The organism is Prolixibacter sp. NT017 (genome assembly GCF_009617875.1).
GTDB lineage: Bacteria > Bacteroidota > Bacteroidia > Bacteroidales > Prolixibacteraceae > Prolixibacter.
Genome location: NZ_BLAV01000001.1, coordinates 2,260,191 through 2,278,001 on the forward strand (window position 1 = coordinate 2,260,191; position 17,811 = coordinate 2,278,001).

Genomic DNA, 17,811 nt, shown 5'->3' on the forward strand with positions numbered 1-17,811 from the left:
TCATGATTATTCAAATAGATGCTTCAGTCTATGACGAAGTAGTCCTTCATAAAGCATTGTACTGGCTGGGGAAAGATTTCATTTCGGAAGTGACTCACCATAACGGAATTTATGAAGTGAAACTCACCAAACGAAATGGAGAGCTATTCACAGAAGACGAACTACGTTCAACGGAAGCAAAATTTCGCCAATCGTTGGTCGATTACAAAACCCGTTCGGTGGTTCTCTCCGAAACAAAAAACGTCAGGGATTTGATTATCATGAAGGCATTCTTTCATTTCTCCAATGAGGAAATCAATTTTGATGAGCTTTTAACTTCCGAATTGTGAAAACAACCGATTATCATCTTCTGCCGTTTCATTTCGACCAATTCAACGATAAAGAGATACTCGTTAACCTGTTTGGCGATTTCCTGATTACTGAACAAGGAACAGCTGAGAAAATTGTATACCGGGAATTAACGGATGAATCGCTGATTAAAGACCTCGTTTCAAATCATTTTATCTCGGAAAGCAAGTATCCGGCTGATATGGATATCCTGGCTACACGCTACAGAACCAAGAAATCTTTCCTGGAAGAATTCACGGCCTTGCACATTATCGTCGTTACCCTGAACTGTAATCAGGCTTGTACCTATTGCCAGGTCAGCAGTATCAATTCAACCAAAAATACCTGTGATATCAGTTGGGAGGATGTAAAAAAATCGGTGGAGATGATTTTTGAATCTCCGTCCCAGCATATCACTATTGAGTTCCAGGGAGGCGAACCGCTATTGGCATTCGACAAGGTAAAATCGGCCATTGAATACGCCGAATTGCTGAATAAGCAACACCAAAAGAACATCTCCTTTGTCATTTGCTCCAATGCCATCGGGATGAATGAAGTGAAATTGGAATACATGAAACAACATCATGTGTTGCTTTCCACCTCACTGGATGGTCCGGGAGCTATTCACAACCGGAACCGAAAGTTCCATACCGATGCCAGCTACCGGGAAGTCATCAAGGGCATTAACCTATCAAAATCGATTTTGGGTGAGGAAAACGTTTCGGCTTTGATGACAACAACCATTCATTCGCTACCACACCCGAAAGAAATTATTGATGAATACAGGAAACAGGGATTCCGAAACATCTTTTTCCGGGAAATCAATCCTTTTGGGTATGCTGTAAACAACCATATAGCCGATTACAGCACCGACGACTTCATTCGCTTATATAAGGAAGGTTTTGAGTACATCCTTGAACTCAATCGGGCCGGTGAAGTCTTTATTGAAGATTATGCCGCAATACTACTTCGGAAAATTCTGACACCCTTCAGTACCGGTTTTGTCGATTTGCAATCGCCGGCCGGAATCATCAACAGCGTGTTGGTTTACAATTACGACGGCTATGTATATGTTTCCGACGAGGCCCGTATGATGGTGGAGAAAGGCGACCACTTCTTCAGAATTGGTCATGTAAACGATGGACTCAAAAAGATTATCTCGGGGCCTAAAGTCGCCGAGATAGCCAAACACTGGTCGAATGAATCGCTGGCCAGATGCTCTGACTGTGCCTACCAGGTATATTGTGGTGCAGACCCGGTAAGAAATTACCTGAAAACCGGTGACATGGAAGGATACCGTCCGGAATCGGAGTTTTGCCATAAGAACAAAACCCTGATTAAGTACCTCATCGAGAAAACACTCGACCCGGAGAATTACCGGATATTTCAATCATGGCTAGCAAACTAAACTATTATGGAAAGAGTCTTCACCGGAACAGATATTTCCCTGCCCTATGATGAATTCGTAGGCAAAGTAACCAGCATTGACAAGGAAGGAAATTGCGCCATTTTGGAAAATCCGTTGTACGATGGCAAGGTTTGCGTGCATTCCGGGGAGACGATAACGGAATATCACCACCAGGTACAAATTAAGCAACGAACATTACCTGAATTCCGGACAGGCGATGTGGTGCGGGTGAACAAAGCCGGTCGTGTTGAAATACACCACAGCAAGGGCCGAAACGACAATGCTCTATTCATTACAGAAAACTGTAACTGCAACTGTATATCATGTCCGCAACCACCGGTCAAAAGCCGTGATTTCGATTACTTTTTTTGGATTAACCAACAAATCATCGAATGCCTCGATGACAGCTGTGAATCAATAGGTATTACCGGTGGTGAGCCGTTACTGGCAGAGAAATATTTCTTTCATACACTCCAGCTCTTGAATGAAAAGCTTCCTCAAACAAATGTTCAGGTGCTGACTAACGGTATACTTCTGGGGAATGAGCGCTATTTTGAATCACTGAAAGAATTGGTAGACAAACGTTATTTGTTTGGTGTGCCGTTGTACTCCGATTTCCCGGACGACCACGACCGGATGGTTAATTTTAAAGGAGGTTTTTACCGAACCATGAACGGTTTGTACAACCTGGCCACCACCGAAGCCAAAATCGAAATCAGGGTACTACTCAATGCAACGACGGTTGGACGATTGAAGCAATTATCGTCGTACATATACAAGAACCTGCCTTTTGTTTCACACGTTGCTTTTATGGGCCTGGAAGGCATCGGCAATGCATTGCACAACTGGAATCAACTAACCATTGATTATTCCCTAACAATGCAAGAGATGGAAGAAAGCGTGGAATTCCTTTCCAACTGGAACATTCCGGTGAGCATTTACAATGTCCCTCTCTGCAACCTGTCCCCTCGCCTATGGCCGTTTGCCGCCAACAGCATTTCCGACTGGAAAAGACATTACGCTGATGAGTGTAACCAATGCCTCGTCAAGGAGAATTGTGGAGGTGTTTTCAGCACTTCTGCAAAAACCAATGTGAAGGTTGAACCGGTATTGAAAATTCTTTAGGAAATTCTATTGACATCGTTAATTCTTCAGTAGGCGCTTAAATGCTAACATTTGTGCATATAACGGTAGTGGTATGATGGCGTCGCGGTCAAACGAGAGTCTGATTGTCCGATCAAAACTGAGGCAGACACAAGATTCAACCGTGTCGAATAGGGCCAAACCCAGCCATGCCTAATACCACGTGTTATAACCAGTTATTTAATAGTGAATTTTTATACAATCTTTATTTAATTTTGGCCTATCTGGTAATTTATCGTAATACCGTTGTAATTTTTCACAAAGTTGTGTTGGCGGTGGTGATATTTTGATAAAGTCCATTCCCAGCTCAATTAACGTTGCTGCTGATTCTATATCATTCTCCTTTTCAAGCATTTCACAAGTTTTAATATAGTATCCTATTTCCTTGGGGCATTTTAAAATGCATTTCATGCCGGTTTTCCAATTTGAAATATAAACGTCTGTATATTCACATTTAAAAGAATTGGGGTCAATACTAAGCATCGATTCATTTATGAATTTTAATCTCTCGGATTTGACTTCATCCTTTACAGAAAAAAGAATGAAAAGAAGAATAATCTCAGATATTAAGAATCCAAGCACAGCATCCCTTGTTGCTTTTCTAATAGATCTATAGAAAATACCACCAATGATAGCAGAAGAAATTAATGTAATTAGAAATGTCCCCAAAATATTGCTTGGGGAAACAGCAGCTTCAGCGATATTGAACCAAGTTTCATTCATTTGAGTAATATTCTTATCGTAAATGTATTTTTTATTAATTTATTTTGTCTTTCAACTTGTTTATATTGCATTTCCCATTCTGATATAAGGTATCTATTTCTTCTTTCATTTAAATCATTTTGCTGTACGTCTGGTATATATCTGTATTTGTAATATGAACTTCCTCCTAAAGATATAAGACCGATTCCTCCCCCAAGAAGTAATCCTGTATTGACAGCAATATTATCATCATCTGTTTCAAATATTTTATTTTCAACTGCATAAGCTATACTCCCAATGCACAATCCAATCCCAATAGTAAAATACAGGTATGATGCAGGATTAACTTTTTTTATCCTTATTTTTAAATTTGTATTTAACAAATTTGGTTTTTGTGGATATTCCAAAAGTGATGTTCCATATGGTGCATTAACTTTTATATTTAATGGGGTTGAGTTTTCTGTGTTTCTATTGTTTCTACATGAAGTATGAGTTAATAATAATCTGGTATTATATAAACTGCTTTTTCGAATCCATCTTGTCAAATCATTTGGCGAAATATGAATTTTACCTTCTCCAAAATATTCTTTTTTATTTGTAAATAAGACAAAGTCATAATTTGTACTTTTTAAATAAGCACTTATGTAGCCACATGATTTAGTACGATAACTGAAAACTATGTCATTACTAAATAAAAGTGGTTTACAAATATCCTCCTCAATTGATAAGAATTCAATTTCTTGTCCCATTACATTTAAAACAAGAAAAGAGAAAAGAATATATGTTATCATCTTTTTCATAATTGGCTATAATGTAGTTGAAAATGCAATACGTTTATTTTTCTTATATCGTGATAAAAAAGGTGTTATTTACAGCCCATACTAGCATGGAAAAAAACCTTTATATGAGTTGCTTTAGCCTGGTAATTTGTTTCATCTTCATTTAGTTGGTCGTTAATGCTCACTAAGTTAACAAAATATTTGAAATGCGTATCCTGGGAAAAAATTGTAGTACACTGTTTTCTGCAGTAAAAATGCATTTTAGTTCTCCCTGGTTTGAGAAGCGTATCTCTCGGCGGCGGGAACTTTATCTCTCTGGAGTGATGTCTCTATTGAAAGACGTTAGCAACTTACGCTTCTGCCTTTGCCCTAATTTACTCTCCAGAAATGTCGTAAATATTTACTAAATTTACGACAGATATCACACAAGAACATGCCAACAAACACTGAAATACAGATATTAACAAAAATAAAAAAAGCGAGGAGGGGTTCGCTTTTTTTCATCGAAGACTTTTTGCGTTTTGGTAGCACCAGAACCGTTGCAAAAGCATTGGAACGTCTTGTTAAGAAAGAAGAAATTTCGCGTGTTGCGCATGGCATTTATGCCCGGTTGGAAAAAGATCCTGTTTTGGGCCCGGTAAAACCCGGTACTGAAACAATTGCCAAAGCCATCGCCAAACGAGATAGGGCACGCATTGTCCCAACAGGCATCTTAGCCTTAAATGCATTAGGGCTATCGACACAAGTTCCTATGAACGTAGTTTACCTGACAGATGGCGCTGCCCGGAAAATTGTATTGGGAAAGCGCAAAATTATATTTAAGAAGTCGAGCCCAAAAAATTTGTCTGCCATTGGCCCGATTAGCAGCCTGGTTATACAAGCCCTCAAAGAAATAGGCAAAGACAATATAACTGAAGAAGAGAAACAAATCGTATTGACACATCTCAAAAACGAAGATAAATATCGCTTAGAACACGATATTCGTTTAGCGCCCGAATGGATACGAACAATTATGCGACAAGCCTTATAATATGACCAAACAGAAAACCGAATGAGTACTACCTGGTACAACATACCTAAACAGACTAAAATAAGGGCCTATACGCAAATTGCCGAAGAGACTGGCATGGCTCCATATGCAGTAGAAAAAGACTGGTGGGTCGTGCAAACATTGTCAACCGTTTTCAGCATGCCGGTTGGCAGTTATCTGATTTTTAAAGGTGGCACCTCATTAAGCAAAGCCTGGGGGCTAATTGAACGGTTCTCTGAAGATATCGATCTGGCATTTGACAGAACTTATTTAGGATTTGATGGCGGGTTGACAAGAAGCGGGGTAAAGATGTTAAGAAAGAAAACCGGACAGTATATTTCAGACGAATTCATTCACGACCTGAAAACCCGGTTTACAGAAAATGGATTGACAGATATAACGTTACAGTATATTAAACCGGAGGCAAGTGACGCCGACCCGGCCCAGGTGGAAATTTACTACCCAAATGTCATCGATTATCCGGGATATATACAACCGAGAATATTACTCGAAATCAGCTGTAGTTCATTGAAGGAGCCAAATAAAACCCAGGCTTTTGATTCGCTGCTGGACCATCATTATCGTGGTTCGGAATTTGCCGAAGTTCCCATTCAAATTCCTACGGCTATTCCCGAAAGAACTTTTCTTGAAAAACTCTTTTTGTTGCATGAGGAATTCCACAGGCCGCATGACAGAATCCGGGTCGAACGATTAAGCCGCCATTTATACGATGTGTACCAGATTATACAAAGTGAATTTGCTTTGGAAGCCATCAATAACAAAGAACTTTATGAAACCATTGTAAGACACAGGTACCTGCATACAAGAATAGGTGGCATCAATTACAATCTCCACCAGCCGCAAACACTTAATCCGGTCCCGATCCCGAAGTTTATGAGTGCATGGGAGGAAGATTATAAAACGATGCAGGAACAAATGATTTATGGCGATTCTCCCGCCTTTACAGCAATGATTAATGAGATCGAAGATTTTACCAAAAACAGAATCAATCAACTGCCATGGAAAATGAAGGTCAAATTCCCGGAACCTAATTAGTAAGCCGGAGTCATACACCGGAAATTATATTTCGTTCCATGCAAAGAGAACTAAACAGAATTAACAGGTTCAAACTCACTCATCGAATTACTTTTATCACACGGACAGAAAAATAATTTTGTCTTTCCCCTGTTTTGAAATGCGCTTCTCACGGCGACGGGAACTTTTGGAGAGAAAACAAAACCAGAACAGATTACACCCAAGACCAGGTATGGTTTCCCGTAAAAGCACACGTGGTTTGTGTCAAGATCACGGTAGGTTTAGAGTAAAAGCAAGGGTTGAAAGGCATTCAACCCGACCTCTTTTTTAAACCCCTCGAATTCGAGGGGTTTAAAACCGGGATTGTATAATGTTTCCCATATCCCGAGAAACTCTATCGTATTCCGGTTCCGCATCCAGTTACCAATTACTGCGCTCGTGTCATTTGTTTTGTACTTGGCAATATCGGTAAGCGATATATAATCGGTATCATCTATCGAAACAACCGTTACAGCTGTATTTTTTACGTTGATTTTTGCCATGGAGAATCATTTTTTTCAATTGAACGGCTAAAAAATGGTTAGCCGTTCCGATACATTAACTGCTTTACGCTCATCTCATTGGTCGTTAATTCTCACTAAGTTAACAAAATAATTTAAAGGGGTGTAGGCAAAGGGGGAAGCTATTGTCGGTGGTTTTCGATAAGGGAAAAATGCATTTTTGTTCTTCCTGGTTTGAGATGTGCTTCTCACGGCAGCGGGAACTTTATCTCGCTGGGTTTTCTTCTTCATCTCGCCAGGGAAAGTTCTTCATCTTTGTGCAACTTCTTCTTCATCTCACGGAAGAAAGTTCTTCATCTTTCTGTGCAAAGTTCTTCATCTCGCGGAGGTAAGATGCGTTTTGGTTTGGACTCATGTTTTTTGTTAATGCTGCTTTTATTTTCAAGTGAGTCTTCAAAAGTCTCACAACACAAGGATTAATTACAATATTAAATTGTATTGAACCTATAGGATATCTATGAATGGGATCAAGATTTTACTAACATAAAAATTAAAGTAATATGTTTCAACAACATATCAACTTCATTTATTTTTGCGTTATTTTATTGGCTGAAACAATAATTAGGTTACTATAAGAGATCTAAGAACTGTACTGATACGGGGAGTATTCTTTCCCTATATCTTAATTTTTTGTCACGATAGCTCTCTTACTTCCTTTACATGGAAATATGATATTCTGTATATGAAACATTGCTAAATAGCTCTTCTAAATGCGCCACAAATGAAAACAAAGGTTATACTACTGCTATTTTTGAACTTAGTACTGGCTAAGACTTTTGCTGCAACAATATATGTAAATGTCCACAATATAAACGGTTCTACTGTGTCAAATGCATATGTCATTCTTTATGATAATAACGGAAATCCTATAAAAACCGGATATACCGATAGTACTGGACAAGTGACTTTTGCATTATTGGATTATGGTACTTATTCTTATGAAGTATATTACACTGGAGAAACAAAAGAGTTTTGGGGAAGTGATGAAAGATTCTATCTAGGAGAACCAACTCTTACACGAAATTTTACGAGAGACTGGCCCTATAAGTACTCAGACAATTTTCCCATATCCGATGCATTGGTAAACCAACCGGTTACGATGGAGGTAACCGTAAAAAACAATTTATCCTTTTCACGGGATGTGGAGGTAGAACTGTATGTCGATCAGAATAAATCCTCGGATGGATGGCATAAAGTCAGTACCTCACAGAACATTGGGAGCAACGGGAAAGCGACATTTAATTTTGATTTCACCCCTACAACTACAGGTACATATTATTGGAAAGCACGAGTCCTTACCTTCAATAATGGCTCAAATAAATATATTCCAACAGATTCATACAACTGGCAAACCGGATTTACAGCAAATGAACAAACTGGGAACCTTGATATCAGGGTGAAAAATATTAATGGGGCGGACATTGGAAATGCCTCGGTAAAATTATATATCGGGAGCAGTGCAATTACAAAAGTAACTAATGCCTCAGGCATAGCCAGTTTTACTGGATTAAATTACGATACATACAATTATGAAGTGTACTACGATGGGGAATCGAACGAGTTCTGGGGCAACGACAATGTTCAAATAAATTCTGCCGCTACATCAGTTACTTTCACACGTAATTGGCCCTATATGTATTCCAATAATTTTCCCATATCCAGTGTATTGTTGAACCAACCGGTTACGATGGAGATAACCGTAAAAAACAATTTATCCTTTTCACGGGATGTGGAGGTAGAACTGTATGTCGATCAAAATAAATCCTCGGATGGATGGCATAAAGTCAGTACCTCACAGAATATTGGGAGTAATGGGAAAGCGACATTTAATTTTGATTTCACCCCTACAACTACAGGTACATATTATTGGAAAGCACGAGTCTCTACCTTCAATGATGGCTCAAACAAATATATTCCAACAGATTCATACAACTGGCAAACCGGATTTACAGCAAATGAACAAACCGGTAACCTCGATATCAGGGTGAAGAATATTAGCGGGGCGGACATTGAAAACGCCTTGGTAAAATTATATAACGGGAGCAATACGATTGTGAAATTAACCAATACCTCAGGCATAGCCAGTTTCACAGGATTAAATTACGGTACTTACAAATACGAAGTATACAGTGATGAGAAATTGAATGAGTTCTGGGGTAACGACAGTGTTAAATTAAATTCTGCCGCTACATCAGTTACTTTCATGCGTAATTGGCCCTATATGTATTCCAATAATTTTCCCATGTCCAATGCATTGTTGAACCAACCGGTTACGATGGAGGTAACCGTAAAAAACAATTTATCCTTTTCACGGGATGTGGAGGTAGAGCTTTATGTTGATAAAAATGAGTCCTCTAATGGCTGGCACAAAATCAGTACCTCACAGAACATTGGAAGCAATGGGAAAGTGACATTTAGTTTCAATTTCACTCCCACATCTGCAGGTACATATTATTGGAAAACACGAGTCCTTACCTTCAATGATGGTGCAAATAAGTATATACCAACAGATACCTACAACTGGCAAACTGGATTTGAAATAAGTGATGAAAATTTGGCTTTTAATAAAATAAAGGGAAGAGTTGCATATCATGTTGATAGTGATAATCGCTCCTTGCATACTCCAGTAGATGAGAATGATGGACAGATATACATCGTTGATTTGGAGAAAAAAGAAAAGAAAAAACTCAATTTAACGCAAAATGGTTTGAGCCTAGGTAACGCAATGAATCCTTCATTTAATCCAGATGGCTCATGTTTGACTTTTATGGCTATCCCCAAAGGAGATAATTTGAAATGGGGAAATATGCATGTTTATGTGTATGATTTAGCAGATAATACTCTCAGATGTATTGACCAAGGTCAGGATCCAAAATTTAATCTGCTGGGTGATTCAATAATTTACAAAAAAAACAGGGGCATTTGGATTATTTCAAGTAATGGAGATACCACATCAAGGAGAGAAATATTACATGATAGTTTTGAATATTCAGGCCCAAATTTCTCTCCTGATATTTCAAATAATATCATAACCTATTGGAAAACATACACTATTGGAGGAGACACAACTGGAGATATTTGCACTATGGAAAATGGCAGAAACATATCCACCCTGGTAAAAGGCAATGAATCAGATAACAATTATTATCCTATATGGAAAAATAAGGATACAATCATGTATGTCAATTCAAATCTAGGTGATGATATATATTTCTATTCACTGAAAAGTTCAGAAAATTTTAAATGTTTGTTTAATAGCGACAAAGACGATTCTGACCCGTTTGCAATTTCTGGTAGATTTATTGGTTTTTCCAGTAATCGTTCTTTTGGAGATGTTGGCAAAGAATATGAGTTATGCATTGTAGACTTATTGAAAAATACTGTAAACAGAATTGAAAAGACGAGTTCTGAGCTAATGGAATTGGGAGGTACATATTCCAAGTTTAGTTTATCAAGAAAACTGACTATTCAAGCTGGTACTAATGAACATTTCAAACCAAATTCAAGCCAACTGGTCGAAGTACATGCGTATTCAGATGGAGCCCCCTGGCAAAATGCAAATATTAAAGTATATATTAAAGGAAATGAAGATTTTGAATTTTCGACATTTAATGATGGAGGAAATGAAGGCGATTCCAAGGCAGGAGATGGTATATTCACAGGAATAATCAAACTACCAACAGTGCCTGGCAAATACAAAATATATGCTCAAGCAATTTCCTATGATAATGGAATACAGAATGAGATCGTTTCCGACAGCATGACTTTTTTTATCGATAATGATACACCAAAACTAGTAGTCACACCATCAGTTATTGATTTTGGTCGGATAAGTATTGGTGGGACTTCAGATAAAAAATTCGTTGTTCTAAATGACGGCAATTCGTTGGTTAATTGCAATTTGAATGTTAGTAGTCCCTTTTTTATTGTGAACGGCAAAGATATTAACTTGAACCCCGGTGAAAAAGAAGAGATTGAAGTTAAATTTCAGCCCAATACAAGTGGAAGTTTTGTCAAAGATGTTAATTTCTCGGGACTAGACAATTATTCATGTCTACTAAAAGGAGAAGGTCAAAACTCCATAATTGCTCCACAAATTATGGATATCATTGACCATGATCAGTTAGCACGATCTACCTATGTCAGTCCTGTTCCTGTATTAAGTTCTGGTTCCTTGCCAGTTACTTGGACATTACTTGACGCTCCAACTGGTGCGACTATTAATAATCAGACCGGAGTTGTTACCTGGCTTAATCCTATGAAATCTCAAAATCCTTATCTATTTACTATCCAAGCACAAAATGATGCAGGAAAAGATGAGCAAAGTTGGTATTTGAAAGTTTTGGATGATGCTTCAATGGTGAATTACAGCATTGCCGGGAATATGCTCAGTCAAGAAGATAACTCAAAGAGCGCTGAAATTAATATTCCTGTAACATTGCAGGTTATAGGAGATATTGAGAATACAATTTCAGTAAGAAGTGATGGAAGTTATGACATTACTGGTCTTAAGGCTGGAGATTATTCTCTTATTCCTAAAGAAAATGGGAAAACTATCCTTCCTGACACATTGGTGTTTACCCAATTGTCTGAAAATAAATTCAATCAAGACTTTATAATTCTTAGCAATACTCCTCCAGTATTCGAGGATCAAACATTTTCGGTCATTGAACACTCACCAATTGGCACATTAGTTGGCGAAATTGTTGCATCCGACACTGAAGGTGACAGCTTACAATATAAAATACTTTCAGGTAATGAAAGAAATTTATTAGTCATGAATAATTTAACTGGTGATCTTTTCGTGAATGATTCAATAAATTTAAATAAGAGTGAAATTGACACAATTAATTTAAAAATAGAAGTAACCGATAATGGAATAGGGAAACTATCATCTATTGCAACGATTAATGTAATTCTTGAAGGGAATTCCAGTACAGGAATTGGAAATGTGGTACAAAATGAGCTTCTCAAAATTTATCCTAACCCGTGTTCCGATTTTCTATACATCCGAATAGAGAACAATTCACTCAATGGAATGGCAAAACTTCAATTGTTTGATATTACCGGGAAGGTTGTGTTAATAAAAGATGTCAATTTATCGAACGTTATGAGACTTAATTTGCCAAGCAATTTAAATGGCATTTATTTTCTACAAGTAAACTACCTTGGTAAAATTTTCTGCAGTAAAGTTATTATCAGATGACTTGCTCCTTCAATATCAGAATAAACAAAATAGCTATTTAGCAAATGAACGTTCTGCATATTGTGAGGAATCTTCTTCATCTCACGGAAGAAAGTTCTTCATCGCACGGAGGTGAGATAAGCTTCTCAATTCGGCGAGTTCTTTATCTCGTCGTTATCTTAATATTTTGATACACTTTTCTGCATTTCAGGAGTAGAATATGGATGAAATTCACTAATTTTCTTCCTGATTCAGACCACCAGATGATGAGACCTATACTAAAAATCGTCATCCACTTGCGATCACACTGCCCCCATCCGTGCAGGTACCTGTTCTTCGTGAGTGGATTTCCGGAGACGGACTCACGGGCCTGCTAATCGCACAAAGGCCCCTTCCTGCACACCGGGACAGCCCCGGTTCTATAACCAATCTCCTTATTGAAGTTCCCCCACTGCTGCAAGAGGAAACTCCGATTCTACTATCAATTATTATTTGCGCCATCTTCCCTGTTAAGGTAGGACGCGCTTATTTGAACATTTAAAAAGCAGATTCAATGTCTATATTATATTCGAAGATCCAGCGGGTCAACCCGCGGGATACCGAAGCGGCGAAGAAGTGGTACATCGTGCCCAGCCGCGTTGAACTGAAAGATGAGAAAACCATCGCCGAAGCGCTCACCAAAAACACCACGCTGAGTCGTGGCGAGGCTTCCCTGGTCATTTACGAACTGCAGTCGGTCATTATTGGCTTTCTGCTGGACGGCTACTCGGTCCGCATGGGCGACTGGGGTACGTTTAACATTACCCTGAGCAGCGCCGGTGCCGACACCGAAGCGGATTGTACCGCCGAGAATATCAAGTCGGTGAATATCCGCTTCCGTCCCGGTAAGGAAATGAAGGAGGCCCTGGCAAAAGCAACTTTCGCTCCGCGTTAGGATAGCACTATCCTTATTCAGCCCCTGGAACTAGTTTTCAGGGGCTTTTTATGGACCTCAATTTAACTCATGGCTATTTTATATGTTCTTTTGATCTGTTCCAAAAGGACAAGTCAAAGCGATCCTTCTGCCCGGGCTATCCCGAATAACCGTCGGGAACCGGCCTACGCACTTATCGCCTTGAGGCGATAGAGGGAATGAGAAATTTTGATTGCCCCAGGCACCCTGAATAGAAATTTCAAGGAACAATACCTCATCACTGCCAGCAGAAGATCCTTAGTACCATTTTTGAAGAAACCTGACAACCTCATGTGGGCTGATAGTAGGAAGGTAATCCTGCTATATAAAAAGGATAGAGAAGCCCCCAGCAAAGTCTTCTCTATTCAACAATACCAGGTCGCACTCCAAAGTCGAACAAACTCTTCAGACAAGAAATCAATCGTATGATCTAACATATTGGAATTCATCGGAGCCTGAACTATACATTTTTTATTAATCGATTTTGGTAGGGGCACCCCCATACGCTTTCCTGTAAGCAGTCGAAAAGTGTGACAAATTCTCAAATCCCAGACCGAGATATATTTCACCGGGCCTTTTGTTCTTTTCCTGAATGAGATACCTTGCTTCTTTAAGCCTCTTTTCAACGAGCCACCTGCCAGGCGTCTGATTAAAGATTTTCTTAAAATCCCTTTTAAAACCGGATAAACTTCGTCCTGTTAGATAGGCAAACCGTCCAATATCCACATTATATCTGTAATGTTCATTCATAAAACCTTCCAGATCAAGTTTTCCCGGATCACTAAAATTGAACAAAGTTGCCTTTATATCGGGATAAAAAAGGACTAAAAGATTTACCAGTTCCTTAACCTTCAGGCGGGTTATGTTTTCGCTGTTCTGCAAATTCCCATCGATATAAGGGCTAAGTGACTTGATATACGCTTTGAGGTAATTATTTGGCTTCAGTAGCCAAAGCTTTTTACCTAAACTTTCAGCGTTGATTTCAAAACTATTTTCGACAGCAAGTTCCCTGAGTGTGAACTCATCAATATAAACCGAGAGCGCCCGATATTCTTCATTAACTGACTTTTTAACGTACCTGGCGAGCTGATTTTTAGCAAAAAACCGAATATCTCCGGTTTTGAAATGGTAAGTCTTATTGCCGATCCACATTTCCTGTTCTCCGCTAATGATATAGCTAAAAACATGGTCCGAAATGAAATTTTCGCCTTCAATATGGCGGTCAGCATAACAGGCATAAAGTATCTGCCGGCTATGCTGACCTGTTTTTACATCTCTATTCATATTAGCTTCAACTTATGATTGCTTTGGGTTCCAATTGGGCTTCCAAACCGTAAATACCTCCTTCCCGGTTAAGGCCCGATTGTTTAAAACCACCAAACGGAGCATTTGGATCATGCTTCAACGTATTAATCAGCACTCTCCCTGCTTTTAATTTTGATGCCACTAACGACGCTCGTCCCGCATCCGATGAGTTAATATAGGACAACAAGCCAAAGTCTGTGTCATTCGCGATATCTATAGCCTCTTCCTCTGTCGCATACGCGATAATGGAAAGTACAGGACCAAAAATTTCATCTTTTGCTATTTCCATATCTTTAGAAACATTGTAAAAAACAGTTGGTTTAGCAAAATTTCCAACCTCGAGTCCTTCAGGTTTGCCCAGGCCCCCAATAAGCATTTCCGCTCCGGAAGACAGACCGCCTCGAATATAATGCTGAACCCTCTGATATTGTTTCTCATTTGCAAGCGGCCCAAGCGCTGTCGTTTCGTCATTGGGGTCACCCACCTTCATACCCTTTACCGTTTCCAAAACCAGTTTCTTTACCTGCTCTAATTGTTTTTCCGGAACGAGCAATCTTGAGGCCGAGATACAAGCCTGCCCATTGTTATTAAAACAGGCATTTACAGCCATTGGCACAGCAGAAGACAAGTCAGCATCATCCAGAATAATGTATGGACATTTCCCGCTTAATTCCAATGTCAGACGCTTCATCGTGTCAACTGCGTTTCTTGCGATAATCTTACCAACCTGGGTCGATCCGGTAAAGGCAATTTTGGCGATATCCTTATGCGTCGATAAGACAGGTCCGAGAATTTCTCCGCGCCCGTTTATTACATTAATGATTCCCGCCGGCAATCCTGCTTCATGGAAACACTCCATCAACACCTGCGTTTGCAAAGCACTCATTTCACTTGGTTTGATCACCGTAGTGCACCCGGCAGCAATTGCTGCGGCTAGTTTCACGGCTATTGATCCCGAATTCGAATTCCATGCAGTAAGGATGGCAGTGACTCCCAACGGTTCCAAAACCACTTTCGATTCTCCCACGGTCCGCTCAAATTCAAATGTCTCCAGGAGTCTTTTGAATTCAAGAAATATCTGCGCGGCATAATGATTCGACCAATGAGCGCGAACAACATTGGCACCATACTCCTCGATGGTTGCCTTTTGCAAATCAGAAACCCTGTACATTACTGCATCATGCAATTTTTGCAGGTAATCCATCCGGGTTTCAACCGTTGATGCTGCAAAAGCCGGAAAGGCTTCTTTGGCTGCAGCAATTGCACTTAATGCATCATCCTCATTCCCCAAAATTACTTTCCCGATTACTTCGTTATTTGTCGGATTAAATAAATCCATGGTCTCTTCGCCCTGAGGAACAACAAACTTTCCATTCACATAGATCTTATTAACTACTTTCATTACGATAAACTTTTAAGTAAAACATTGATTGAATTGTCAGATACAAATTTCGCGTGCTTTTAGCCGATGCGGTTTTCTAAAAAGTCCAATCTGATTTATTCAAAAGTCCATTCTCCAGGAGTATCCATTTAGGGGCTCGCCGAAAGCAAGGAAAATATCTATCTCAATGAAATGGTATATTGGATATTCGCTTCTTCCAAAAATGTTTCGTCATGAGAAACAACAATCAACGTACCTTCATATTCATTGATTGCAGCGGTTAAAATTTTTATATTCTGAATATCAAGATTATTAGTTGGTTCGTCTAAAACAATAATATCTGGTGATTGGTTTGCAATGGTCAAACAACAAATCATTAAACGCATTCTTTCTCCGCCACTTAACGCTCCGCATGATTTATTCCAGGTCTCTGCTGAGAACAGAAATCGATTAAGTCTTATTTTTATTTCATGCTCTTGCAATGCAGTGGTGTTAAATTCCTGGGCTTGTTCGTAAATATTCAGACTATTATTTATTAAAGAATAATCCTGGTCTATATATACAGCCTTGCTGTCTGCCCTGTAAATTGTCCCCGTCTGAGGTTCTAAACCTCCTAAAATCAATTTGATTAAGGTTGTTTTACCCGAACCATTCAATCCATGTAGCACAATGCGCTCACCACTGGTTATCTGTAAATTCAGATCCTCTGCCCATAAGAATTTAGACCCGTAGCCATAATTAATGTTCGTAGCGGTAATCAATATCTTACCTTTATGCAAATTCGAGTTATCAAACCCAAATTTCATCTTGTCAATCTCGGGAACAGACGAACGTAATTCATGTAATTCATGAGAAATACCACCGATTTTCTCAGCATGGACATTTTTTTGCCTGGAACTACTATTTTCGGCATCGTTTTTCATCTTGTCCATCATTGACTTACCCATGCCAGCCTTAGTCTGTTTTTTCTTTCCTCGCGAATCTAATTTTTGTTGCCTTTCTATGGTGTCACGTTCCTTTTCTTTCGCTTTTCGCAACGCTTTCTCTTTGCTTTGAATATCTTGGTTCAAAGCATTGTTTTCTATTTGTTTTTGATGAACATAAAAATCATAATTACCTCCGTAAACAACAATCCCCTTTTTACTCAATTCATAAATCGAACCCAAAAGATTAAGCAGCTTCCTATCATGGCTTACAATAATCATAGCACATTTTGAAGATTGAATGAAGTCGTATAATAGTTGCCTTCCTATAATATCTAAATGATTGCTCGGTTCATCCATTAAGACCAATTCTGGCTGATGAATAGAAATACCTGCCAAAAAAACCTTTGTTTTTTGTCCTCCGCTTAGGGATTCCATTTTTTGGTCCAGGTCTAAATTGTTTAGTTGCCAGTATTCCAAGGCCTGATTGCAACGGTCCTCAACAGTCCAGTCATCATTAAGCAATGCATAGTTTTCTTCCGACACATTTCCGTTCAGGATTTCTCTAAAAGCAGTAACCTTTTTTTCAACACCTAACGCCTGAGCAATAGTCAGATGATTAAATTGTCCAAATATTTGAGGTATGTAATACGGTTCAGTCTCGACTTTAAACTGACCTTCGGAGGCTTGTAGATTACCCGCAATTATTTTTAGCAATGTTGATTTACCAACCCCATTGTTGCCAATCAATGCGATTTTTTCAAGACTGTTAATTGAGAAAGATATATTCTCAAAAAGTAAATCCTTATTAGGATGTATATATGAAATGCTTTGTAGGTATAACATAATTTCTTTCTTTAAGAATGAAGCAAATAAGCAAACCGTCTATGACTTATTGGTTTTAATTTGTCTGAAAGAAATTATTAATCACATTTTTATTATACCTTTTATTTTTATCGAGGTGCAAATATATAAAACTGTATTGTATTTGCAATGGACTTGTCTGTACAGCAGCTAACGTAGTTGTATATGTAGCGTGTTTATTTCTCTTATATCGGAACGCAAAGGTGTTCTTTCCATC

13 protein-coding genes are annotated in these 17,811 nt (G+C 38.8%); 7 read left to right on the top strand and 6 right to left on the bottom strand.

Translation table 11 applies throughout. From position 1 onward, the window contains the following. Positions 1–2: 2 nt before the first annotated feature. From hxsD to hxsC, 3 genes are read left to right on the top strand one after another with little or no spacing between them, the layout of a single operon-like run. Entirely contained in the window at positions 3–329 is a 327-nt protein-coding gene (gene hxsD, locus GJU87_RS09435) for a His-Xaa-Ser system protein HxsD (protein WP_153639289.1), read from the top strand. Then, on the top strand, positions 326–1,735 hold the full coding sequence (gene hxsB, locus GJU87_RS09440) for a His-Xaa-Ser system radical SAM maturase HxsB (protein ID WP_228491935.1): 1,410 nt from the start codon (positions 326–328) through the stop codon (positions 1,733–1,735). The genes hxsD and hxsB overlap by 4 nt, the downstream gene beginning before the upstream one ends. A 6-nt stretch (positions 1,736–1,741) precedes the next feature. Beyond that, entirely contained in the window at positions 1,742–2,860 is a 1,119-nt protein-coding gene (hxsC, locus tag GJU87_RS09445; protein ID WP_153639291.1) for a His-Xaa-Ser system radical SAM maturase HxsC, read from the top strand. Between the two features lie 198 nt (positions 2,861–3,058). On the opposite strand, the gene GJU87_RS09450 is transcribed toward hxsC, so the two are convergent. Both GJU87_RS09450 and GJU87_RS09455 read right to left on the bottom strand, forming a co-directional pair. Further along, entirely contained in the window at positions 3,059–3,601 is a 543-nt protein-coding gene (locus tag GJU87_RS09450; RefSeq protein ID WP_153639292.1) for a hypothetical protein, read from the bottom strand. Next, entirely contained in the window at positions 3,598–4,380 is a 783-nt protein-coding gene (locus GJU87_RS09455) for a hypothetical protein (RefSeq protein ID WP_153639293.1), read from the bottom strand. Before GJU87_RS09455 ends, GJU87_RS09450 begins: the two co-directional genes overlap by 4 nt. Positions 4,381–4,792: 412 nt before the next feature. Here GJU87_RS09455 and GJU87_RS09460 point away from each other — a divergent pair, with 412 nt between their 5' ends. Both GJU87_RS09460 and GJU87_RS09465 read left to right on the top strand, forming a co-directional pair. Beyond that, positions 4,793–5,389 carry a DUF6088 family protein gene (locus tag GJU87_RS09460; RefSeq protein WP_153639294.1) on the top strand — a complete coding sequence of 199 codons (597 nt, stop codon included), beginning with the start codon at positions 4,793–4,795 and terminating at the stop codon, positions 5,387–5,389. Between the two features lie 21 nt (positions 5,390–5,410). Continuing rightward, positions 5,411–6,445, top strand: coding sequence for a nucleotidyl transferase AbiEii/AbiGii toxin family protein (locus GJU87_RS09465; RefSeq protein WP_153639295.1), 1,035 nt, complete (start codon positions 5,411–5,413; stop codon positions 6,443–6,445). Positions 6,446–6,705: 260 nt separating this feature from the next. Here GJU87_RS09465 and GJU87_RS09470 read toward each other — a convergent pair whose 3' ends face one another. Next, positions 6,706–6,966 carry a KilA-N domain-containing protein gene (locus tag GJU87_RS09470; RefSeq protein WP_153639296.1) on the bottom strand — a complete coding sequence of 87 codons (261 nt, stop codon included), beginning with the start codon at positions 6,964–6,966 and terminating at the stop codon, positions 6,706–6,708. Between the two features lie 739 nt (positions 6,967–7,705). Here GJU87_RS09470 and GJU87_RS09475 point away from each other — a divergent pair. Together GJU87_RS09475 and GJU87_RS09480 are read left to right on the top strand one after the other, a co-directional pair. After that, positions 7,706–12,190 (top strand): choice-of-anchor D domain-containing protein, encoded by a 4,485-nt coding sequence (locus tag GJU87_RS09475; RefSeq protein WP_153639297.1) that lies wholly within the window; start codon positions 7,706–7,708, stop codon positions 12,188–12,190. 532 nt (positions 12,191–12,722) lie between these two features. After that, positions 12,723–13,103, top strand: coding sequence for an HU family DNA-binding protein (locus GJU87_RS09480; RefSeq protein WP_153639298.1), 381 nt, complete (start codon positions 12,723–12,725; stop codon positions 13,101–13,103). 492 nt (positions 13,104–13,595) lie between these two features. Here the strand turns inward: GJU87_RS09480 and GJU87_RS09485 are convergent, their stop codons facing one another. From GJU87_RS09485 to GJU87_RS09495, 3 genes are all read right to left on the bottom strand, one after another. Beyond that, positions 13,596–14,405 carry an AraC family transcriptional regulator gene (locus tag GJU87_RS09485; protein WP_153639299.1) on the bottom strand — a complete coding sequence of 270 codons (810 nt, stop codon included), beginning with the start codon at positions 14,403–14,405 and terminating at the stop codon, positions 13,596–13,598. 7 nt (positions 14,406–14,412) lie between these two features. Then, positions 14,413–15,828 (bottom strand): aldehyde dehydrogenase family protein, encoded by a 1,416-nt coding sequence (locus tag GJU87_RS09490; RefSeq protein WP_153639300.1) that lies wholly within the window; start codon positions 15,826–15,828, stop codon positions 14,413–14,415. Between the two features lie 158 nt (positions 15,829–15,986). Then, a complete protein-coding gene (locus GJU87_RS09495; RefSeq protein WP_153639301.1) occupies positions 15,987–17,576 on the bottom strand; it encodes an ABC-F family ATP-binding cassette domain-containing protein in 1,590 nt (529 codons plus the stop codon). Positions 17,577–17,811 lie beyond the last annotated feature (235 nt).

What these genes read in the sequence shown, in the direction of transcription:
- hxsD (WP_153639289.1), top strand. Translation starts at nt 3, where the DNA reads ATGATTATTCAAATAGATGCTTCAGTCTATGACGAAGTAGTCCTTCAT.
- hxsC (WP_153639291.1), top strand. Translation starts at nt 1,742, where the DNA reads ATGGAAAGAGTCTTCACCGGAACAGATATTTCCCTGCCCTATGATGAA.
- GJU87_RS09450 (WP_153639292.1), bottom strand. Translation starts at nt 3,601, where the DNA reads ATGAATGAAACTTGGTTCAATATCGCTGAAGCTGCTGTTTCCCCAAGC.
- GJU87_RS09455 (WP_153639293.1), bottom strand. Translation starts at nt 4,380, where the DNA reads ATGAAAAAGATGATAACATATATTCTTTTCTCTTTTCTTGTTTTAAAT.
- GJU87_RS09460 (WP_153639294.1), top strand. Translation starts at nt 4,793, where the DNA reads ATGCCAACAAACACTGAAATACAGATATTAACAAAAATAAAAAAAGCG.
- GJU87_RS09465 (WP_153639295.1), top strand. Translation starts at nt 5,411, where the DNA reads ATGAGTACTACCTGGTACAACATACCTAAACAGACTAAAATAAGGGCC.
- GJU87_RS09470 (WP_153639296.1), bottom strand. Translation starts at nt 6,966, where the DNA reads ATGGCAAAAATCAACGTAAAAAATACAGCTGTAACGGTTGTTTCGATA.
- GJU87_RS09475 (WP_153639297.1), top strand. Translation starts at nt 7,706, where the DNA reads ATGAAAACAAAGGTTATACTACTGCTATTTTTGAACTTAGTACTGGCT.
- GJU87_RS09480 (WP_153639298.1), top strand. Translation starts at nt 12,723, where the DNA reads ATGTCTATATTATATTCGAAGATCCAGCGGGTCAACCCGCGGGATACC.
- GJU87_RS09485 (WP_153639299.1), bottom strand. Translation starts at nt 14,405, where the DNA reads ATGAATAGAGATGTAAAAACAGGTCAGCATAGCCGGCAGATACTTTAT.
- GJU87_RS09490 (WP_153639300.1), bottom strand. Translation starts at nt 15,828, where the DNA reads ATGAAAGTAGTTAATAAGATCTATGTGAATGGAAAGTTTGTTGTTCCT.
- GJU87_RS09495 (WP_153639301.1), bottom strand. Translation starts at nt 17,576, where the DNA reads ATGTTATACCTACAAAGCATTTCATATATACATCCTAATAAGGATTTA.